The sequence below is a fragment of the Thermoproteus thermophilus genome, from assembly GCF_055392855.1.
On record NZ_AP042466.1, the window covers coordinates 245,131 to 262,298 of the forward strand.

The following is a 17,168-nucleotide window of genomic DNA, read 5'->3' on the forward strand; positions in this document are numbered from 1 at the left end:
GACCTCAGTGGGTGCATGGCCAAGTACGTAGTGACCTATACAGACGCTAAGGAGTGGTCCTACATACTCGACTCGATAGCCGTCTTGGTCGAGGAGGCGGGCTTCGTCTTCAGGCAAGACGGGCTCGCGTTGAGGTCCCTCGACCCGTCGAGGACGGCCATGGTGGACCTCTTCATACCCAAGGAGGCGTTCGAGGAATACCCAGAGCTGGAGTCGGAGATCAGAATGGGCATCAACTTCAAGGACTTCAAGAAGTTGTTGAGGCGCCTTAAAAAGGGCGATAAGATATCGTTGGAGATAGAGGAATCGAAATTGAGGGTCAAGCTCGTCGGGAAGTCGACTCGGTCGATTACTTTGCCCCTCTTGGAGACGGCCGCGGAGGAGCTCCCGACCCCGAAGGTGGTCTACACGGCCACGGTCAAGACGGCCAGCGATGTGTTGAGCCAAGCGCTCAAGGACGCAGACGCGGTGGCCGACTCCGTTAAGTTCGACGTAGACGAGGAGGCCCTCTACATAAGGGCGTCCAGCGACAAGGGCGAGGTCGAAGTCAAGCTCGACAAAGGCGGAGAGCTCGTCTATGAGTTCGACGTGAAGGAGCCCGCTAGCGCCACGTTCTCCCTGGAGTACTTGGTGGACATATCGGGCAAGGCCTCTAAAGTCAGCGATATAGTGACCATAGAGCTGGCGACGGCCAAGCCCATATCCCTCACTTTCGACATACCTGCTGGGGGGAGGTTGACGTATTTCGTCGCGCCTCGCGTCGAGTAGAAGCTTTCGCCTATCGATGTAGGCTCAGCTCGGGGAAGGCCTTCGCCGAGATCGCGGCCCTGCGCGCGGGAATACGTGACGTGCGGCTCCACCTTTTAAGTCCCGGTGTCAGTGGCTTAGTGGCCTCGCGGCTCGTGGAGGCGTTGTTCAGGAGCTATTACAGAAAGGCGCAGCCCGATATACCGGAAATAGAGAGGAGGGAGGTCGGGTTCTTGACGCTAGACGGCGTCATGGTTAGACATAGGTCGTTCAAGTCCTTGGAGGAGCTGAGGTCCTTCTTGGTCAAACAACCGCCGCTGGGCCTCTACTACTCCGCGGCGCTCTACGAGAGGCCCGACGAGAGGGACATGGACGCCAAGGGATGGCAAGGGGCCGACTTGGTCTTCGACATAGACGGAGATCACCTGGATACGCCGAATTGTAGAGGCATGGAGCTGTTGAACTTGAAATGCCTCGAGGACGCCAAAGAGGAGGCCTTGAAGCTGCTGGAGGCCTTGAGGAACGAGCTGGGCCTAGAGGGGATGCCCGTCTACTCGGGCCATAGGGGGTTCCACGTGCACGTGCGCTCGGAGGAGGTGAGGAGCTTGGGCGCGGCCGAGCGCAGAAGGCTCGTGGACTTCCTAACGGCCAAGAACTTGGACTTGTCCAAGTTCGAGGTCCGCCTTGGCAGGAAGCTGGTGAAGCTCTACGTCGAGGAGCCCGTGGGGAGCTTGGCCAGGATAATGCGCGGGCTAGACGACGGGAGCTACGCCGTTAAGATCGACGAGGTGGTCACGGCGGACGTCCACAGGCTCATAAGAGCGCCGGGGTCCCTCAACAACAAAAGCGGGTTCATAGCGCTTCCGTTGACGTACTCGGACTTGGACAAAGACGCGGAGAGCATACTGGAGAGGGCGATAGCGTTCAAGAAGGGCCATGCCCTCGTAGAGCTCAAGGAGCCCGTCGAGGAGGTCCTAGGCGTGAGGATAGGGAGGAAGGAGGCGGTCTTGCCGCTCTATATAGCTATATATCTATATCTACAAGGCAAGGCCGATATACGGGAAGAGAAATAAAGGAGGAGTTCCACGACGACGTGTTGAACAAGATCTACGCTTGGCTTTCGGCCGAGCTGAGCTCTAAGCTGTTGGCAAAGCCGCCGACGACGTCGTACACCAAGCTGGCCGAGGAGTTGAACGAGGAGTTGAAAAAAGCCGCTTTGCCTCCCGCCCTAGAGGAGGGGTTGAGGATCCAGCTAGCGAGGGCCCTCGCCTCTATCATGGAGATCAGGACGAGGAAGATAGTGGCAGAGGTGTACCAAGGCAGAGAACCCCGCGACTTGACAGCCGAGGAGGAGAGGTTGTTGGGCGCCTTGAGGAGAGTGCTCGAGATGCCCGCCAAGACGTCGGGCAGATACGAGATAGTGGTCTTCCTAGAGCGCCTCCCCGTGATATCCACGTCCGACTTCAAACAAATAGGGCCGTTCAACAAAGGCGATTTGGCCAAGATACCCGTGGAAGACGCCAGGGAGTTGGAGGCCAAAGGCTACGTGAAGAGGTTCAAGCTCCTCTAATCCAACACTCTTATTATATTCCCGAATATCTGCGCGCTCCCCCCTGTGGGCTGGGCCAGGACCCTCCCGCAGACCAAGCACCTCACGACCATAGCCGCGTGGCTGAATATCACTTGCTCGTTGCCGCAGTCGGGGCATCTGACCCTCAAGAACTTCGTCCGGGGCTGAGGAATCAACACCCTGGAGTACCGCGGCGGCATATCAGACCAGCTCCACCCTCTTCATTCTGCCCAAGCTCTTGTGTAGTTTATACCCGCATTTAGTACACGTCAACACCAACGATATCTTCTTGTTGACCTTCGCGAACCTCTTCTGCTTAGGCTTCGGCGACGAGCCGTAGCCCTTCAGCTTTCTATTATACCTCCTCTGCCCTTCGGCTAACTCCCGCCTTTTTCCTTGGTGGTATATCGACACGGAGTGCTCCGTGTACGCGTCACATCGCGGGCAATAGGCGTTAACCCTCTTGGGAAAGCGCATGGCCCGCCCTATAACTGGTGTTAAAAACATTGCTCCCCTAACAAGGGCGAAGGCGCACGGGGCTCGTGTTTATCCTCGGCGTGCCCCCGTACGGGTTCGGGGTCGCGTCTACGACCGAGTTTACGGGCCGGCCGTCTAGGTCCTTGGGTATGCCCCTCATCAACACGACGCCGCGCGGGACTTGGGGATTAGGCGTAAGCCTTATCCTAATCGACGCGCCTCCGGCCTCTAAGCACGCCACCTCTCCGACGAAGTCCTCGGGGTTGACCTCGGCCACGGGCGGAGGGAGTCCGTACTCGTCGAAGAACTGCGTGTTTGTGTGCAAGGGCTCCGACGTGAACGTCAAGACTAAGCCCTCCGCCCTCTCGTATTTGGGCAGAGGGCTGAGGCCCCTCCGCTCGGCCGAGAGGCTGTAGAACTCCAGCTTGCCCGTGGGCGTGTCGAAACGTAGAGGATCGCCGCGCCTCAAGGCCACGACGCCCCTCTTCAAGAGCTCGGAGAGCTCGACGCCGGCGGGCCTCAACGCGATCTCCACGGCCCTCCAAGGATCCTCGGCGATGAGCCTATGCTCGGACAAGCCCATTGCCTTCCCCACTTCTCTGATCGCCCAATGCTCAGGCCTGGCCTCGCCGGGGGGCCGGGCCACCGCCTTGTTGTATATCAAGAGGTTGTGCCAATAGCTGTAGATCACGTCGTCTTTCTCCAAGTACGCGGGGGCCGGGAGGATCAAATCGGCGCACTCGGCCGTCTCGTTGAACACTATGTCGTGAACTGCCAAGAACAAATCGCCGTTTTGGGCCGCCCGGCAGATCCTATCGCCTTGGGGCAAAGTCATGACGGGGTTCGAGTTCCAGACGTACATGACCTCGAACTCGCGGGCTCTGGCGCCTACTAGGCCCATGGGCACGACCTCGGAGGGCTTGCCGGCGTGGAGGCCTCTCAAATAGTCGAAGTCGATCCCCCAAGTCCCCGAGTTTGAGTAGAAGAAGCCCAGAGGATCTCCGAGGAGCGCGTGTATCAAGGATATGGCCCTGACCGCGTCGCCTCCGTTCAAGGTCCTGCCCAAGGAGAAGCCTATCACCGTCTTGGCGCCCGAGGCGTAGAGCTCGACCAACCTCGATAGGACTTCGCGGCCGACGCCGGCCTCCCTCTCGACGTATTCTGGCGTGAACTTATCGACGTATGCGGCGAATTCCTCGAAGCCGTACGTCCGCTCCTCGACGAAGCGCTTATCGTAAAGGCCTCTGGAGATCAACTCTCTGGCCACGCCGAGCGCGAGGACCACGTCGGAGCCCGGCTTCACGATCACGGGCAAGTCGACGGCCTTGATGGTCTCCGTGGGCGCCACGTCGACAGCGGCGGTCCTCGCCCTGGCCTTTTTGGCCAAAGCCCAGCCGTGTATGAAGCTGACGACCGCGTTTATGCCCCAGAACACAACCGCCCGCGCGCCAGCCAACTCCTCGGGCAACATGCCCCACGACCTACCCCAGTGCAGCTTAAGCGCCGCGTGGCCCTCGGAGCTGCATATGGAGTAGTCGGTCGAGGCGGCGCCCAGCGCGTTGAAGAGGCGGGCTGGGTAATACCAAGTCAAGAGGCCTTGATTTCCGTCGTACTCCACGTGTATCACCTTCCGCGGATCGGCTCGTTTGAGCCTCTCGGCCAGCTCCGATATGGCCCTATCCCAGCTTATCTCGATCAAACCGCTCTCCTTCCTCAACGCAGGCCTCTTGATCCTCCTCGCCGAGCGGAGGCGCTTCACGTCGGCGCGTCCTCTAGGGCAGGTGAAGCCCAGCGTGGGGAAGACGTCGGCCGGCCTCAAGTCGACTAGCTCGCCGCCCGACACGACGGGCCGGAATATGCACGTATCATAGCAATCGCGGGTACAAGCGACGTAGCGCACGTATGCCCGTTTCCTATATTTAATAGCCGTCGGGAGACGACATGGCTAGGCTGGCCTATTACGAGAAGGCCGTAAGGGCGCTCGCGTCCATGTCTGCGTTGCCCCACTTGTCGAAGGTCCCCATTTACGTCGTGGCCTCCAACTCGCGGTCGAGGGCCTACGCCAGGATATGGGGCCTCCCAGCGCCGTTGCAGGAGGCGCTTGGGGTGGGCCCTGCGTACGTCGTGGAGCTCCTCAAGCCCTTCTGGCGGCTCAGCTGCAAGGAGAAGGCGAGGGTGCTCGCCCACGAGCTCGCCCATATACCGCGCACGGCGAGCGGGGCCTTGAGGCCCCACAACGCCTCCTTCAAGAGGGACTACGAGATAATTTCGAGAAACGCCGAGGCAGTCTGCGATTTGATCATGGAGGCGGACCGAAGGGAAAGGCCTTTTCTCTGAGAATAGCTACGGCTACGTAAACGCCGCCTCCCATCAACAGAATTGCCGATGCGGCGACCAGCGGCGGGTAGCCGGTGAGTCTAAGAGCGCTGGCGGTTATGGGCAACAAGGGCAGTAGCTCAGGCCACCGGGGCACTTTCCTCAAGAAGACCGAGGGGAGGAACCACGGGATGCAGAGGCTGAACATTATCACAGATATGCCCATGTAGAGGAAGTGATTCGCCGACGGCCCTAGAGGGGCCAAGAGGGGGAGCGCCCTGCCCACCGCGGTGCCCCAGGCGTAGGGCTCCTTGGCCAAGTAGAAGCCCCTCACGAGCGCGATGAACGCTGCGAACGCCAACGCCGTTGAGATGGGCTGAGGCAGAGGCGAGAGGACGAGGGCCAAGTACGCGGCGGCGAAGGCGGCCGTCGGCGTTATTCCTATCCCCAACCTCCTCTTGGCCGAGTCGACCCGCATCATCAAGCTCATGGCCGAGGCGGCCGGGAACGACATGACGACGCTCCAGGGGGACTCGGCAAAGACGAGCGCGACGAGGCCGGCGACGGTCACCAAGTTGGGCGGGGCGTTCTTGCCCTTGAAGCCGGGAATATATAGAGCTATGTAGAGGGCGGAGAAGGGGGCCCAGGCGAGGGGCAGACGCAAGAGCCAGCCCGCCGCGCCCAAGAGGAAGAGCGCTAGTAAGACGTAGCTGAGAGGCCTCTTGGGCATGGCGTTCGTGAAGGCGGGGTGTTGGAGGTACATCACCGAGAGGTAGAAGGACGCGAGCCCCAACGTCATCAACTCGCCGTGGAGCGCTATCGAGAAGCGCGGCGCAACGAGGCCGGCCATGAAGAAGGCGAAGGAGAGCGCGAGGGCTATCTGCGACGTCCTTATCAAGTCAAGGTTGGCGAGGAAGTACTCCCTCTGGGGCCCCTTGCCTATTCTGTACCACAACGACACGTGATATATACGGTATAAAATAATTCAACGAGAGAGCTTTTAAGACCCCGCGCCGGGATCGTCGTGTACTACATAGCGGACGCTAAATTGAAAGCCGCCGCCGATAAATACGGCGTGGAGAAGACCATGGCGTGCAGGACGTTGTACCAACTCGTGAAGCTCTACAAGGTCGGGCTCGTCACCGAGGTCGTCGGGAAGAAGGCGGAGTCCATGTTGTCCGAGATGTGCCCCAAGGAGCTGGTGGACATAGTGGCCCAGACTACGGATTGAGCCCCCTCTCCAACATCTTGTATATGACGTATTTGATGACCTCGTTGGTCCCCTCCCCTATTTCCAAGATCTTCGCGTCGCGGTAGAACATCTCCGCCTTGCTCTCCTTGCTGTAGCCGAAGCCTCCCTCCATCTGCACGGCCCGCCTCGCCACGTCCACCGCCAAACGGGCGGCCTGGAGCTTGGCCACGTGTGTCATCATCACGAAGTCGGGCGAGTTTATGTCGTAGAGATACGCGGCGTAGTACGTCAACGTCCTGGCGGTCTCGATAGAGGCGTACATCTCGGCGAGCTCGAACTGTGCGTTCTGGAACTCTATTAGCTTTTTATCGAAGAGCTCTCTACTCCTCGCCCACCTCAAAGCCTCCTCGAACGCGCCTCTGGCTATGCCTATGGCGACTCCAGAAATCGCGGTCCTGCCCACGTTCAAGGTGTTCACTATAACCCTCCAGCCCCCGTTCACCTCGCCGACTATGTCGTCGTCGCCCGCCCTGCAGTCGTTGAACTTAATCTCGGCGGTGCCCGTGCCCCTGACGCCCATCACCTCTATGGGCGAGGCCTCTACGCAGTTGCTCCTCTCCAGGAGGAAAACCGTTATCGCCCTATGTCTGGCCTCTCTAGGGCCCGTCCTAGCCGCCACTAGGTAATAATCGGCGTAGCGGCCGTTGGTTATCCACATCTTATGGCCGTTGATGGCCCACTCTCCCCCCACCCGCTCGGCCTTAGTCTGGATGGCCGCCGCGTCCGAGCCGCAACAAGGCTCAGATAAGGCAAAAGCGCCTATCCTCTCGCCGGAGGCGACCCTCGGCAAGACCTCCTCCTTCTGCCTCTTGGACGCGTGTTTATTAACGGCGTCGGCGAAGAGTATGCCCAACGCCTCGACCAACAAGCTGAACCCTCCGCTGACTCTGCCCAACTCCTCCAACACCACAACCGCCGACCTCAAATCGCCGCCTCCTCCTCCGTAATCGGCCGGCACGGTGGGCGCGAGGAGGCCCAGCTTCCCGGCCTCCCTTATGGCCTCGCGCGGGTAGTAGTTCTCGTTGTCCATCTTGCGCGCGATGGGGTCGACGTACTTCTCGGCGAATTCCCTCGCAGTCTTCCTCACTAGCTCGTGCTCTTGGGTCAAAAGGCTCATGCCTCCTCGAAGTACTCGATATCGGTCACGAGCCCCTTCCTCTCCTCGCGCCACTTGGGCCTCACCCTCATACCGACCCTCGGCCTATCGGACTTCACGTAGTGCAGGAGCCCGCCCTCCACGCCGGGGAATTTTATAAACGCCAATATCCTCCTCTCCTTCAACGGCTCGCCGTAGAAATCCCTCTCTATCACCGTGTAGCTCTCCACGACGCCTTCCGGCGCGATATCCCTGAGCTCCTTGACCTCCTCGAAGTCGAAGGGGCAGTACATCTTGGGGGGCAAGAACAAGCGCCCGCATTTGGGACAATACGCCGCCGTGAGCCTCCCGGCCCTCAACGCCTCGAGCCACTTAGTGCCGATGGGGCCGGCCGTGTAGACGTACGCCTCTATCTCCATCACCTCCGGGAAGTACTTGACGCGCCTCATGGCCCCACCACCTCGAAGCACTCTATGTCGGTGATAGAGCCCGTCCTCTGCTCCGGCGGCTTCCACTTGGCCTTTACCCTAGCCCCGAACACCTTCATGGACTTCACGTCGTTTTCGGTTGCGCCGCATATGTAGTGCATCAGCCCGGGGAAGAAGTGGTCGTCGAAGGAGCGGCCGGGCACGTCCAGCTTTATCACGCCCACGGCCACGGGCCTTTCCAGACGGGCCCTCGTGGCCGATATGTAGCTCATGACGGCCGTCACCACGACGCCCTCGTCCTTGACCTCTAGCCACCCGTCGACCTCCTTGAAGCAGTAGGAGCAGTACATGCGCGGGGGCACGAAGACCCGCCCGCACTTGTCGCAGTAAGTGCCCAGGATCTTGCCCTCCTTAAGGCCCGCGAGGAAGCGGCCGAGGGCCTCGCCGGTCGTGTAGTTGTAACGCGCCTTGTCCACCACGGGGAACTCAAACGTCGGGAAGTCGACGTGCTCGTACTTAGTCCCTCTGGGGTTGACGGGCTTGCCGGTCATATCCCCATCACTACGACGGTCCCTGCTTGCATTAAATCGCCCCACGCCTGCGCCAAGCCCGTGTACGCGGGCTTCTTCACTTGCCTCGCACCCGCCTCGCCTCTCAATTGCCAGAATATCTCGGCCACTTTCATCAACCCGGCCGCCGCGATGGGGTTGCCCACGCCCAAGAGGCCGCCGGACGGGTTGATGGGCAAATCTCCGTCCCTCTGCGTCACGCCCTCCCTCGTCAACACGGGGGCCTCGCATTTCCTGGCCAAGCCTAGCCCCTCCATGTGGTGTAGCTCCTTGTAGTCGAAGGGGTCGTAGGGCTCGGCCACGTCTATCTGCTTCCGCGGGTTGTCTATGCCCGCCATGCGGTAGGCCATCTCGGCGGCGCGGCGGACGTACTCGGGGAAGGCCAAATCGCGGTTGGTCCAGTGGGTCGTGTCCAAGGTCCAGCCTATGCCCTTGATCCAGACCGGGGTATCGGTGATCCTCCTGGCCTCCTCCTCGCTGGCGAGGACCACGGCCGCCGCCCCGTCGCTCGTGGGGGATATGTCGTAGAGCTGGACCGGCCACACCAACACCTCGCTCTTGAGCACGTCGTCGACGGTTATGTTGGGCATACAGAGCTGGGCCGAGGGGTGGCCGCACGCGTTGCGTTTGTTCTTGACGGATACCAACGCGATGTCCTCCTTCTTCACGCCGCATTTGTACATATAACGGTGCATCTCCATGGCGAATATCCAGATGAGGTTGGGGTTCAACGGCTTCTCGACTATGGGGTCCCAGATATAGCGGAAGACGTATTGCGGATGCGGCTTGGCTGCGTGGCTCATCTTCTCCTCGGCCACCGCGAGCACTTTCTTACAAAGGCCGGAGGCCACGTGCCACCACGCAGCTATGGGGACGAAGACGCCCGTGGCGCCGCCCACGTACACCCTCACCGCGGGCTTGCGGATGCCCCCGGCGCCTTCCGCCAAGTATTCGCCCTTCATGTGGACTCCGTCGAACGCGTCGGGAGCGCTGCCTATGACGACGCAGTCTATGTCCTTCAACGTGAGGCCGGCCTCGTCCAGAGCTTGCTTAGCGGCGAGCCAAGCGAGCTCTTGCGGGGTCTCCTGTAATCTGCTCCTGAACAAAGTCAGCCCGGCCCCGACGACGGCCACGCGGTGTTTGAAGTTGAGGTTGCGGCTCGTCATATCCTCAACACCACCACGGCGCTCGTCGTCGTGGGCACCCCCCTCCAGCTGTGCACGACCGCCACGTCCTTCCTATCCGCTTGGGCCTTCACGTCGCCCCTCATCACGGCCGCCGCGTAGCTCAAACGGGCTAGCCCGTGGACCTCGAACGGCACGCCCTCGGCGAGGGCCCCGCCGCTTAAGTTCACGGGGAGCCTCCCGCCCGGGCAGAAGGCGCCGTCGGCCAACAAGTCCTTGGCCGCGCCCACGGGGGCCAGCCTCAAGGCCTCTATGTGTTGGAGCTCCTTGAAGCTGTAGCGGTTGTCGACCTCGGCGAATCCGACCTCCTTGGCGGGGTCGGCTATCTTGGCCTGGACGTACGCGCCGTCGGCCGCCTCCCTCGCGTGGACTGGGAACGACCAATCGTGTAGCTCCAGGGACGAGATCTCGGTGGACCACCAAGCGCCGTCGACCCACACGGGCGCGTCCGTGTAGTCCTTGATGACCCTCTCCGAGGCCAAGACCACCACGATAGCGGCGTCTACGAATTTCGCTATGTCCGCCTCCCTCAAGGGGTCCGCGACCACGGGAGTGGCGGACCTCGACTTGCCCGGCGAGGCGTACACGGCTCTGGGGTTCCTAACGCCGGCCCTATGCGCCTTCTCCACGACGGCCTCCAAGTGCTCCTCAGTCACGCCGTATTTGGACATATACGCCCGCGCCTCCAGCGCGGCCAAGGCGTGGACGTTCTCGAGCCCGAGCGGCCTGACCGATATGGGGTCCGTGGCCATGAACATAATGTCGTCGAGAGTCGTTATGTCAGAGGGCTTGGCGTGGGACTCGACGACGACTACGTCGAATAGCCCCGATTTGATCATCATATAGGCCTGCCCCACGCACTGGAGGCCGTCTCCCGATGCCGTGTACACGGACTTCATGGCCCCGCCTATGGGATCCGGCGCGAACTCGTCCGCTATCGAGATGCCCTCCCAGAAGTCCTCTTGGCACGACACGAACGCGTCGACGTCTCTGCGCGGGTCCAAGCCGCCCGCGTCCTCGTACGCCCGTTGCGCCGCCTTGAACATCATCTCGCGGAAGGAGTAGTCGACTACTTCGGGCTGGAAGCCGAACCAGCCCATGCCCGCTATGCCCACCCTCATTGAAATGAAAGATCAAGCTATTTTTAACAGTGAGTCTACTATCAAATTTAAATGGCTCTCTTTATTTCCTCTATCGCCTCCGGGTTCTCGAGGGCTGAGAGATCGCCGGGGTTGCGGCCGAGGTAGACGGCCTTTATGACCCTCCTCATGATCTTGGCGTTGCGGGTTTTCGGAAGCATTTTGACGAACTTCACGTCCTCGACCGCGCCGAACGCCTTCCCCAAGGCCCTCTCTGTCAACTCTATCAGCTCGCGCCTCAACGCGTCGTTCGGCTCGTAGCCAGGCCTCAAGACCACGAAACACACGGGCACCTCGCCCTTCACCTCGTGGGGCACTCCGATGCACGCCGACTCCGCAACGGCTGGATGGGAGTTGAGGACCGTCTCTATTTCGGCCGGGCCCAGGCGCTTCCCGGCGACTTTTATCGTATCGTCGGCGCGGCCCACTATGTAGAAATAGCCCTCCTCGTCCACCACGGCGGCGTCGCCGTGCGCCCAGACGCCCGGCCATTTGCTCCAATAGGTCTCCAGATAGCGCTGGGGATCCCTCCAGAAGCCCCTCGTCATGCCTGGCCAGACCGAGAGCACCACGAGCTCCCCCTCGACTCCGGGAGGCGCCGGCCTTCCGTCCTCCGCGAACACGGCGGCCTTGATCCCCGGCGATGCGCCGTTGAAGGAGCTGGGCTTGATGGGCCTCACCACGTAGCAGCCCAGTATGCCTCCCGAGATCTCGGTGCCGCCGGAGTAGTTTATGATCGGTATGCGCCCCCTCCCCAGTCCGTGGAGCCAGAGCCAGCTCTCGCGGTCGATGGGCTCGCCGGTGTTGCCGAAGGCCTTCAAGGAGTCCAGCGCCCTCCCCTCGGGCGTCGCGCCGATGGAGCGGAGGTGTCTGGTCAAAGTAGCGGCCATGCCCAACGCGCTCACGCCGAACTCCTCCACGAAGCGCCAGACTCTATCCTTGGGGTAATCCGGAGCCCCCTCGAAGAAGGCCATGGAGGCCTTGAGCAAATACGCCGAGAACACCATCCAAGGCCCCATCATCCAGCCCATGTCCGTCACCCACGTGAGGGTCTCCCCCTTCTTCAAGTCGAAGTGGAAGTAGACGTCGGCAGCGGCCTTTATGGGAAATCCGTCGTGTGTGTGGACCGTGCCCTTGGGCTTCCCGGTGGTGCCCGAGGTGTATATGATCATGAGGGGGTCCTCCGCCTCCGTGTCCTCTACGTGGTCGCCGCCCGTGCGGAACACCTCGCCCAAGTCCACGTAGTCGCGGGCCTCCTTCCTTCGCTTGTGCAAGACCACTTGCTTGACGGAGGGGGCGAGGCCCGCCTCGAGCTCTGACAACATCTCCACCTCCTTGCCCCTCCTGAAGGAGATATCCGACGCGAACACGAACTTCGCCTCGCTGTCCTCCAACCTCACCCTTATGGCCTCCCTGCCGAAGCCGCTGAACAACGGGACGAAGATCCCGCCGGCTCTAATCACGCCGAGCATCACCGGCACTACCTCTGGCACCATAGGCATGTAGACGGCCACCCTATCGCCTTTCCCTAGGCCGTTCCTCCTCAGCCACGAGGCCACGGCCTTCGCCTTGTACAAGACCTCCGAATAGCTCCACACGGCCTTGGACCCGTCCTCGCCCTCCCATTTGACCAAGGGCTGGGGCGAGTCCTCTAGTTGATCTGCGATGTTGACCCTGCCGCCGACGAACCACCTCGGCCATTGGACCCCCTTGGACAAGTCGAGGACTTTCTCGTATTTCTTGGCCCATTTCATCCCCAACACGGAATCGACGAAATCGCCCCAGAACTCCTCGGGCCTCTCGTAGGTGTATTTGATGAAGTCGTCCAACGCGTTCAACCCCCTAGAGGACATGTACAAGGCTACGTTGGACTCCTCCAAATGGCGTTTTTCAGGGACCCACATATTCAAAAAATAATTATTGAAATTAAAATTTTTCTATTTTTATATGTAAAACAATAGCCGTCGGCCTTCAAGCTCGCGGGAGGCGCCTCCCCGGCTTAGAGCTCGAGGAGCCGTTTGAGCTTTTCGGCGTAGGACGCGTAGCTCAAGCCCGCCGCCTTCTCCACGGACTTCGCCGAGTAGGCTCTCCAGGCGGAGGGGTCGGTCAACGCCTTGGCCAACTGCTCCACGGCCTCCTCAGCGTCCGTATACCCGAGCCCTGCGGCGCCCTCCTCCGCGAGGTCCGTCCACGCGCCCCCGCTCTTGTGCACGACGACAGGGAGGCCACGGGCCATGGCCTCGGCCACCGCTATGCCCCAGTGCTCGTTTATAGTGGCGTGGAGGAAGGCCCTGGCGTCGTCCATGACCGAGTTTATCTCGACGCGGGGGGCGTTGGGCCTTAGCTCAACTGTACGCGACACGCCGGCCTTCTCGGCAAGCCTCTTCACCTCTTCCATATAGGCCCTCAGCGTGGGCGTGGCTGCCCCGCCGAATATCACTATCCGCGCCTCGGGCACCTCTTTTACAAGCCTCGGCGCCACCTCGGCCACGACCCAGTGGTAGCGCTTCTCTTGTGAAAACCTCCCCAACATCACCACCGCGGGCCTCCTCTCCTCGAAGGGCTTGGGCTCTTTGACCACCTCCACGTTGGGGGCTATGGGGGGATTCAGCACTTTTGGCTCTTCGCCGTATACCTCCTTGGCCACTTTAGCCGTCCATTTCGAGTTCGTCAAGACCAAATCCGCGTAGTGGAAGGGGTTCTCCCTGGCCACTTTGGGGAGGAGCCTCACGTAGATCCCCCAATAGACGTTCAAGGGGAAGCGGGAGTACCTCGCAGTGATGTAGGGGTCTTCGCCGTAGGCGAGGCCAGTCCCCTTGAAGCGGGGGTCGATGAAGACTTCGAAGGGGAAGTGTATATACTCTACTAGCTTGAAGCTTTTCTTCTTGGCGATGGGCTTGTAGGCTACTTCGTCTGTGAATACGAGCGTTGGGTTGCGCCTCTCTATGGCCTTCTTGGCGGGTAGCCACACTAATAGCCTCGACCAGAGTCCAAAGGCCTTGGCGCTTATGGGCAGGGTGTAGATGGGGTATTTAGAGATATCTATGCCATACCACTCCACGTACTTCCCGGGATCGAACTTGAAAGTGCCGGACAACGCGGGGGACAGGCCGGCCTCGTCTAGGGCGAGGGCGGCGGCGGCGCATACAAGTTGTCCCCCGCCGGGCGAGCCCCAGTAGTGATGCGCCACGAGGGACACAACGCGCCTTGCTCACCGCTATATAAGCATTAAACTATACAACAGCGAAGCGGTGCGCTGGGGAAGGGGGAGCGGGGTCTCGAGGTAAAATCCGGCGGGGCCGCGGCGTACGTCTTTTCCGGACATCTTGTATCCCCTCGCTCGGGGCGGCCCCCGTGCGGATAGCGCCGGATCGCCACGACGAAGGGCGGCCTCGGGGATGCCGGAGTGTCGTAATGCCGAGGGGTATCCGCGATGATCCTTGCCGGAGGGATCCGTGGACTCCTACGCCCAATACCCTATCGATACGTCTAGAAGACGTTGTTGGTTTTTAAAACACTAATAGATCCTCGCAATTATTTTCCTAACTCCTCTCTAACGACCTCAAGCGGAAAGCGCATGTACTCGATTATCCCAAGCCCACGGCGCCTGGACCTCAAATAGGGGCTTGCACGTAAGCTTATCGGCGGAGAGGAGGTCGGCACTAACTTTATGCAAATCCCTCAACACGAGCTCTTCGATAACCCACTCCAAGGACCTTGATGATGAGGGGCAAAAGGACCTTGACGCCGTACTTGTTGATGTCGATGCCGTCCAATCAACATAGGCTCTGGGGTTAAAAGGCGTCCATGAGGATCGGCCCAAAAACCGAGCCCATTAAGGGCCGTCGTAGCCGATGCGCCAATTGGCCGCCACTTAGGCCCTCAGTAATACAATTGCCGAATTCTTGAGCTAACTACATGAAAAACTTTTAAATCATATATAACGTCAGCCACCGATGAGGCGCATTGCTGCTATTACGTGGCGCAACCGTAAAACGATAAATGAACATTCAGGTGGCAATACCAGAAGAATATATTTAACTAGAAAAATATATGAAGTCTTAAAGCCCGCTGAAACGGTCGAGATAACTATAGAAGATGTAGATTCATCAATATCCAAATTTTTCGCTTTAAACGGTAGAATAGTTGAGAAGTTGAAACTAATAGGGTCTTCATCGTTTTTCAGGGAATTTAGATTTTATTGGATAAATTGTGATTTATTATCAAAAATAATCACTAATAGCGATGTAGTAATTGCCGATCATATAAGATCGGTCATCATGTTAGCTAAATGCAATATCAAGAAACCATCCATAGTGATCCTACATGATTATCATGAGGAGTTTCCATACTATCATGTATATACTAAAATTTTACGAAGAATTTTATATGATAAATTAATATATAATTACTTAAATAATTATGCAAAAATTATTATAACTGCGAGCGTCCGCGATAAGATTTTATATTCTGAAAAAATTGATGATCATACTAAAATAATACCATATCCTAATCTTTATTATCCTGATATGAAACTTAAAATAAATAAGCGATCTGATAAGTTAAGAATATTCTTAGTTAAGCTCAATATAAATAATGTAAAAGATATTATTTATTTTCTTTTAAAACATTTAGATAATATTGAAATTTATAGTATAAATATGCCTAAAATTCCAGGAGTCCACGACTTAGGGGCTATATCTTCACGTGAAGAATATCTGAATACGCTTGCCAACGGACATATAGGAATTAATTTTAATCGTGCGAAATACCAGCCAGGCTCAAACGTTAAAAGATATGATTATGCTATAGCAGGTAATGTGCCATTCAATTACATGATAAATGCCGTCGGCGAGCCTCTCCCTCACGAATTCACTTTTACCGATAAATACGATCTTGTGGCTAAAATAAAATCTTTGAGTATAGAAGAGATAATTAAATATGGAATCGAGAATGCGGAATATGTATATAATAAATCTATTGAATATAATAATATCTTAATTACTACAATACAGAAATTTCTTAATTTTGAATAATGTATAATATTATGGTAGTAGCTTATGCGTGATTACTAACATATGGCTAATACTGGTCAATATATAACTATAATTAATTAACGGATAATTTATATTAATATAGTTTTAATATCCATGCCATGGTGAACGCGTCAATGAAGGCGCTCGTTTACTGGGCCTTGGGCGGCGTTGGCGGTATTTAGAGAATGTACCCATTTACGATCAACGCGCTCCAGAGGTGTGGGTACGAGGTCCACGTGGCCACAGCCACAAAATAAACCCCAGAGAGGTGATGGAGTACCACGGAGTCCAGCTGAGCAATATCGAGGTCATTAAATTCCCGAGGTTACGTTGCAGAGGGTGGAACGTGCCTTGCGATCTTGTGAACGCCACGGTCTCTGCGACGAAGTTCCTGAGCCTCGTGAAACGCTACGACTTGGTTTACGTGGACACTCCCTTCGTTGGGCCGTTCTTCAAACGCTCACCGCCGAGGGGCAATCTGGTATTCTACCTGCACGCGCCTATAGAGAGGGAGAGGCCCACCATACCCTTCGCCAAGCCGTACAGGATGTTCATGCACGCCTACTTAGCCCTGGGCACGGACTACGACATAATAAGGCGCGCACGCATTGTACTAGCCAATAGCAAGTACACGGCGTACATAACGGAGAAGACATTGGGCGTCAAGGCCAAGGTCCTCTACCCGCCGGTAGACGTAGACTTGGTGAGCAAGCACAGATCAAGCGAGAGGGAGGATGCGCTGGTCTTCCTCGCCAGGCTGTCGAGGGCCAAGGGCCCCGAACAAGCAATAAGGGTAACCAAGGAATTAGTGAAACGCGGATTGAAGGTCAAGACCTACATAATGGGTTCGGTGGGCGACCAAGTGGGCGTTGCGTATGTGAGGAGTTTGATGAAGCTCGCGAGCGATCTTGGAATTAACCACAACGTGGCCTTCGTACTGAACCCGTCGATAAAGGAGGCCTACAGCGCCCTAGGCAGATCCAAGGTGTTCCTGCACCTCAGAGAGCGGGAGCCCTTCGGCATCGTCGTTGTGGAGGCCATGGCGGCAGGCGCAGTCCCCGTGGTCCCCAGATCAGGGGCCCCGTGGCATGACATAATCGAATACGGCAAATACGGCGTTGCGTACTCGTCGGAGGACGAATTGGTAAAGTCTGTGGAATACCTACTAAACGGCGGCTACGAGGAGTACGCCGCAAAGGCCATGTCGAGGGCTTGGGCATTTAGCGCCGACGAGTTCATTAGGGGATTATGCGAGGCCGTGACGCATGAGTAAGGCTCATCGATAAGCGCACGGCTGGGGCTCTTAACGAGCGGAGGATGCGCGGGGGTGCCCACCTTCTCGCAGATATATAAT

General features: G+C 58.1%; 18 protein-coding genes. 7 read left to right on the forward strand and 11 right to left on the reverse strand.

Annotated elements, in window-relative coordinates; genetic code table 11:
* Positions 1 to 15: 15 nt before the first annotated feature.
* From pcn to ACZ5PA_RS01530, 3 genes are all read left to right on the forward strand, one after another.
* Positions 16 to 768 (forward strand): proliferating cell nuclear antigen (pcna), encoded by a 753-nt coding sequence (pcn, locus tag ACZ5PA_RS01520; RefSeq protein ID WP_464930534.1) that lies wholly within the window; start codon positions 16 to 18, stop codon positions 766 to 768.
* Between the two features lie 119 nt (positions 769 to 887).
* Complete coding sequence (locus ACZ5PA_RS01525; RefSeq protein WP_464930535.1) at positions 888 to 1,820, forward strand: DNA primase small subunit domain-containing protein; 933 nt, start codon at positions 888 to 890, stop codon at positions 1,818 to 1,820.
* Between the two features lie 20 nt (positions 1,821 to 1,840).
* Positions 1,841 to 2,317 carry a DNA replication complex GINS family protein gene (locus tag ACZ5PA_RS01530; RefSeq protein WP_464930536.1) on the forward strand — a complete coding sequence of 159 codons (477 nt, stop codon included), beginning with the start codon at positions 1,841 to 1,843 and terminating at the stop codon, positions 2,315 to 2,317.
* Here ACZ5PA_RS01530 and ACZ5PA_RS01535 read toward each other — a convergent pair.
* Genes ACZ5PA_RS01535 through ACZ5PA_RS01545 form a run of 3 tightly spaced genes read right to left on the reverse strand, consistent with a single transcriptional unit; the run spans position 2,314 to position 4,694 of the window.
* On the reverse strand, positions 2,314 to 2,517 hold the full coding sequence (locus ACZ5PA_RS01535) for a 30S ribosomal protein S27e (protein ID WP_464930537.1): 204 nt from the start codon (positions 2,515 to 2,517) through the stop codon (positions 2,314 to 2,316). The genes ACZ5PA_RS01530 and ACZ5PA_RS01535 overlap by 4 nt on opposite strands.
* Before the next feature lies 1 nt (position 2,518).
* Positions 2,519 to 2,794, reverse strand: a complete 276-nt coding sequence (locus ACZ5PA_RS01540) for a 50S ribosomal protein L44e (protein WP_464930538.1) — start codon at positions 2,792 to 2,794, stop codon at positions 2,519 to 2,521.
* A gap of 37 nt (positions 2,795 to 2,831) precedes the next feature.
* Positions 2,832 to 4,694 carry a molybdopterin-dependent oxidoreductase gene (locus tag ACZ5PA_RS01545; RefSeq protein WP_464930539.1) on the reverse strand — a complete coding sequence of 621 codons (1,863 nt, stop codon included), beginning with the start codon at positions 4,692 to 4,694 and terminating at the stop codon, positions 2,832 to 2,834.
* A gap of 41 nt (positions 4,695 to 4,735) precedes the next feature.
* Here ACZ5PA_RS01545 and ACZ5PA_RS01550 point away from each other — a divergent pair, with 41 nt between their 5' ends.
* The gene (locus ACZ5PA_RS01550) at positions 4,736 to 5,131 is read left to right on the forward strand and encodes a putative metallopeptidase (protein ID WP_464930540.1); all 396 of its coding nucleotides are present in this window, start codon (positions 4,736 to 4,738) and stop codon (positions 5,129 to 5,131) included.
* Here the strand turns inward: ACZ5PA_RS01550 and ACZ5PA_RS01555 are convergent.
* Positions 5,094 to 6,071, reverse strand: a complete 978-nt coding sequence (locus ACZ5PA_RS01555) for a hypothetical protein (RefSeq protein WP_464930541.1) — start codon at positions 6,069 to 6,071, stop codon at positions 5,094 to 5,096. The genes ACZ5PA_RS01550 and ACZ5PA_RS01555 overlap by 38 nt on opposite strands.
* A gap of 63 nt (positions 6,072 to 6,134) precedes the next feature.
* Between ACZ5PA_RS01555 and ACZ5PA_RS01560 the strand changes: the two genes are divergently transcribed.
* Entirely contained in the window at positions 6,135 to 6,341 is a 207-nt protein-coding gene (locus tag ACZ5PA_RS01560; RefSeq protein WP_464930542.1) for a hypothetical protein, read from the forward strand.
* Here the strand turns inward: ACZ5PA_RS01560 and ACZ5PA_RS01565 are convergent.
* From ACZ5PA_RS01565 to ACZ5PA_RS01595, 7 genes are all read right to left on the reverse strand, one after another.
* A complete protein-coding gene (locus ACZ5PA_RS01565) occupies positions 6,331 to 7,479 on the reverse strand; it encodes an acyl-CoA dehydrogenase family protein (protein WP_464930543.1) in 1,149 nt (382 codons plus the stop codon). The genes ACZ5PA_RS01560 and ACZ5PA_RS01565 overlap by 11 nt on opposite strands.
* Complete coding sequence (locus ACZ5PA_RS01570) at positions 7,476 to 7,907, reverse strand: Zn-ribbon domain-containing OB-fold protein (protein WP_464930544.1); 432 nt, start codon at positions 7,905 to 7,907, stop codon at positions 7,476 to 7,478. The genes ACZ5PA_RS01565 and ACZ5PA_RS01570 overlap by 4 nt, the downstream gene beginning before the upstream one ends.
* Positions 7,904 to 8,437 carry a Zn-ribbon domain-containing OB-fold protein gene (locus tag ACZ5PA_RS01575; RefSeq protein WP_464930545.1) on the reverse strand — a complete coding sequence of 178 codons (534 nt, stop codon included), beginning with the start codon at positions 8,435 to 8,437 and terminating at the stop codon, positions 7,904 to 7,906. Before ACZ5PA_RS01575 ends, ACZ5PA_RS01570 begins: the two co-directional genes overlap by 4 nt.
* Positions 8,434 to 9,621, reverse strand: coding sequence for a thiolase domain-containing protein (locus ACZ5PA_RS01580; protein ID WP_464930546.1), 1,188 nt, complete (start codon positions 9,619 to 9,621; stop codon positions 8,434 to 8,436). Before ACZ5PA_RS01580 ends, ACZ5PA_RS01575 begins: the two co-directional genes overlap by 4 nt.
* Positions 9,618 to 10,760 (reverse strand): thiolase domain-containing protein, encoded by a 1,143-nt coding sequence (locus ACZ5PA_RS01585; protein ID WP_464930547.1) that lies wholly within the window; start codon positions 10,758 to 10,760, stop codon positions 9,618 to 9,620. The genes ACZ5PA_RS01580 and ACZ5PA_RS01585 overlap by 4 nt, the downstream gene beginning before the upstream one ends.
* A 47-nt stretch (positions 10,761 to 10,807) precedes the next feature.
* Positions 10,808 to 12,682 (reverse strand): AMP-binding protein, encoded by a 1,875-nt coding sequence (locus ACZ5PA_RS01590; RefSeq protein ID WP_464930548.1) that lies wholly within the window; start codon positions 12,680 to 12,682, stop codon positions 10,808 to 10,810.
* Between the two features lie 95 nt (positions 12,683 to 12,777).
* The gene (locus ACZ5PA_RS01595) at positions 12,778 to 13,977 is read right to left on the reverse strand and encodes a glycosyltransferase (RefSeq protein WP_464930549.1); all 1,200 of its coding nucleotides are present in this window, start codon (positions 13,975 to 13,977) and stop codon (positions 12,778 to 12,780) included.
* Positions 13,978 to 14,734: 757 nt separating this feature from the next.
* Here ACZ5PA_RS01595 and ACZ5PA_RS01600 point away from each other — a divergent pair.
* The gene (locus ACZ5PA_RS01600) at positions 14,735 to 15,814 is read left to right on the forward strand and encodes a glycosyltransferase family protein (protein ID WP_464930550.1); all 1,080 of its coding nucleotides are present in this window, start codon (positions 14,735 to 14,737) and stop codon (positions 15,812 to 15,814) included.
* A gap of 271 nt (positions 15,815 to 16,085) precedes the next feature.
* The gene (locus ACZ5PA_RS01605; RefSeq protein WP_464930551.1) at positions 16,086 to 17,087 is read left to right on the forward strand and encodes a glycosyltransferase; all 1,002 of its coding nucleotides are present in this window, start codon (positions 16,086 to 16,088) and stop codon (positions 17,085 to 17,087) included.
* The last annotated feature ends 81 nt before the right edge of the window (positions 17,088 to 17,168 follow it).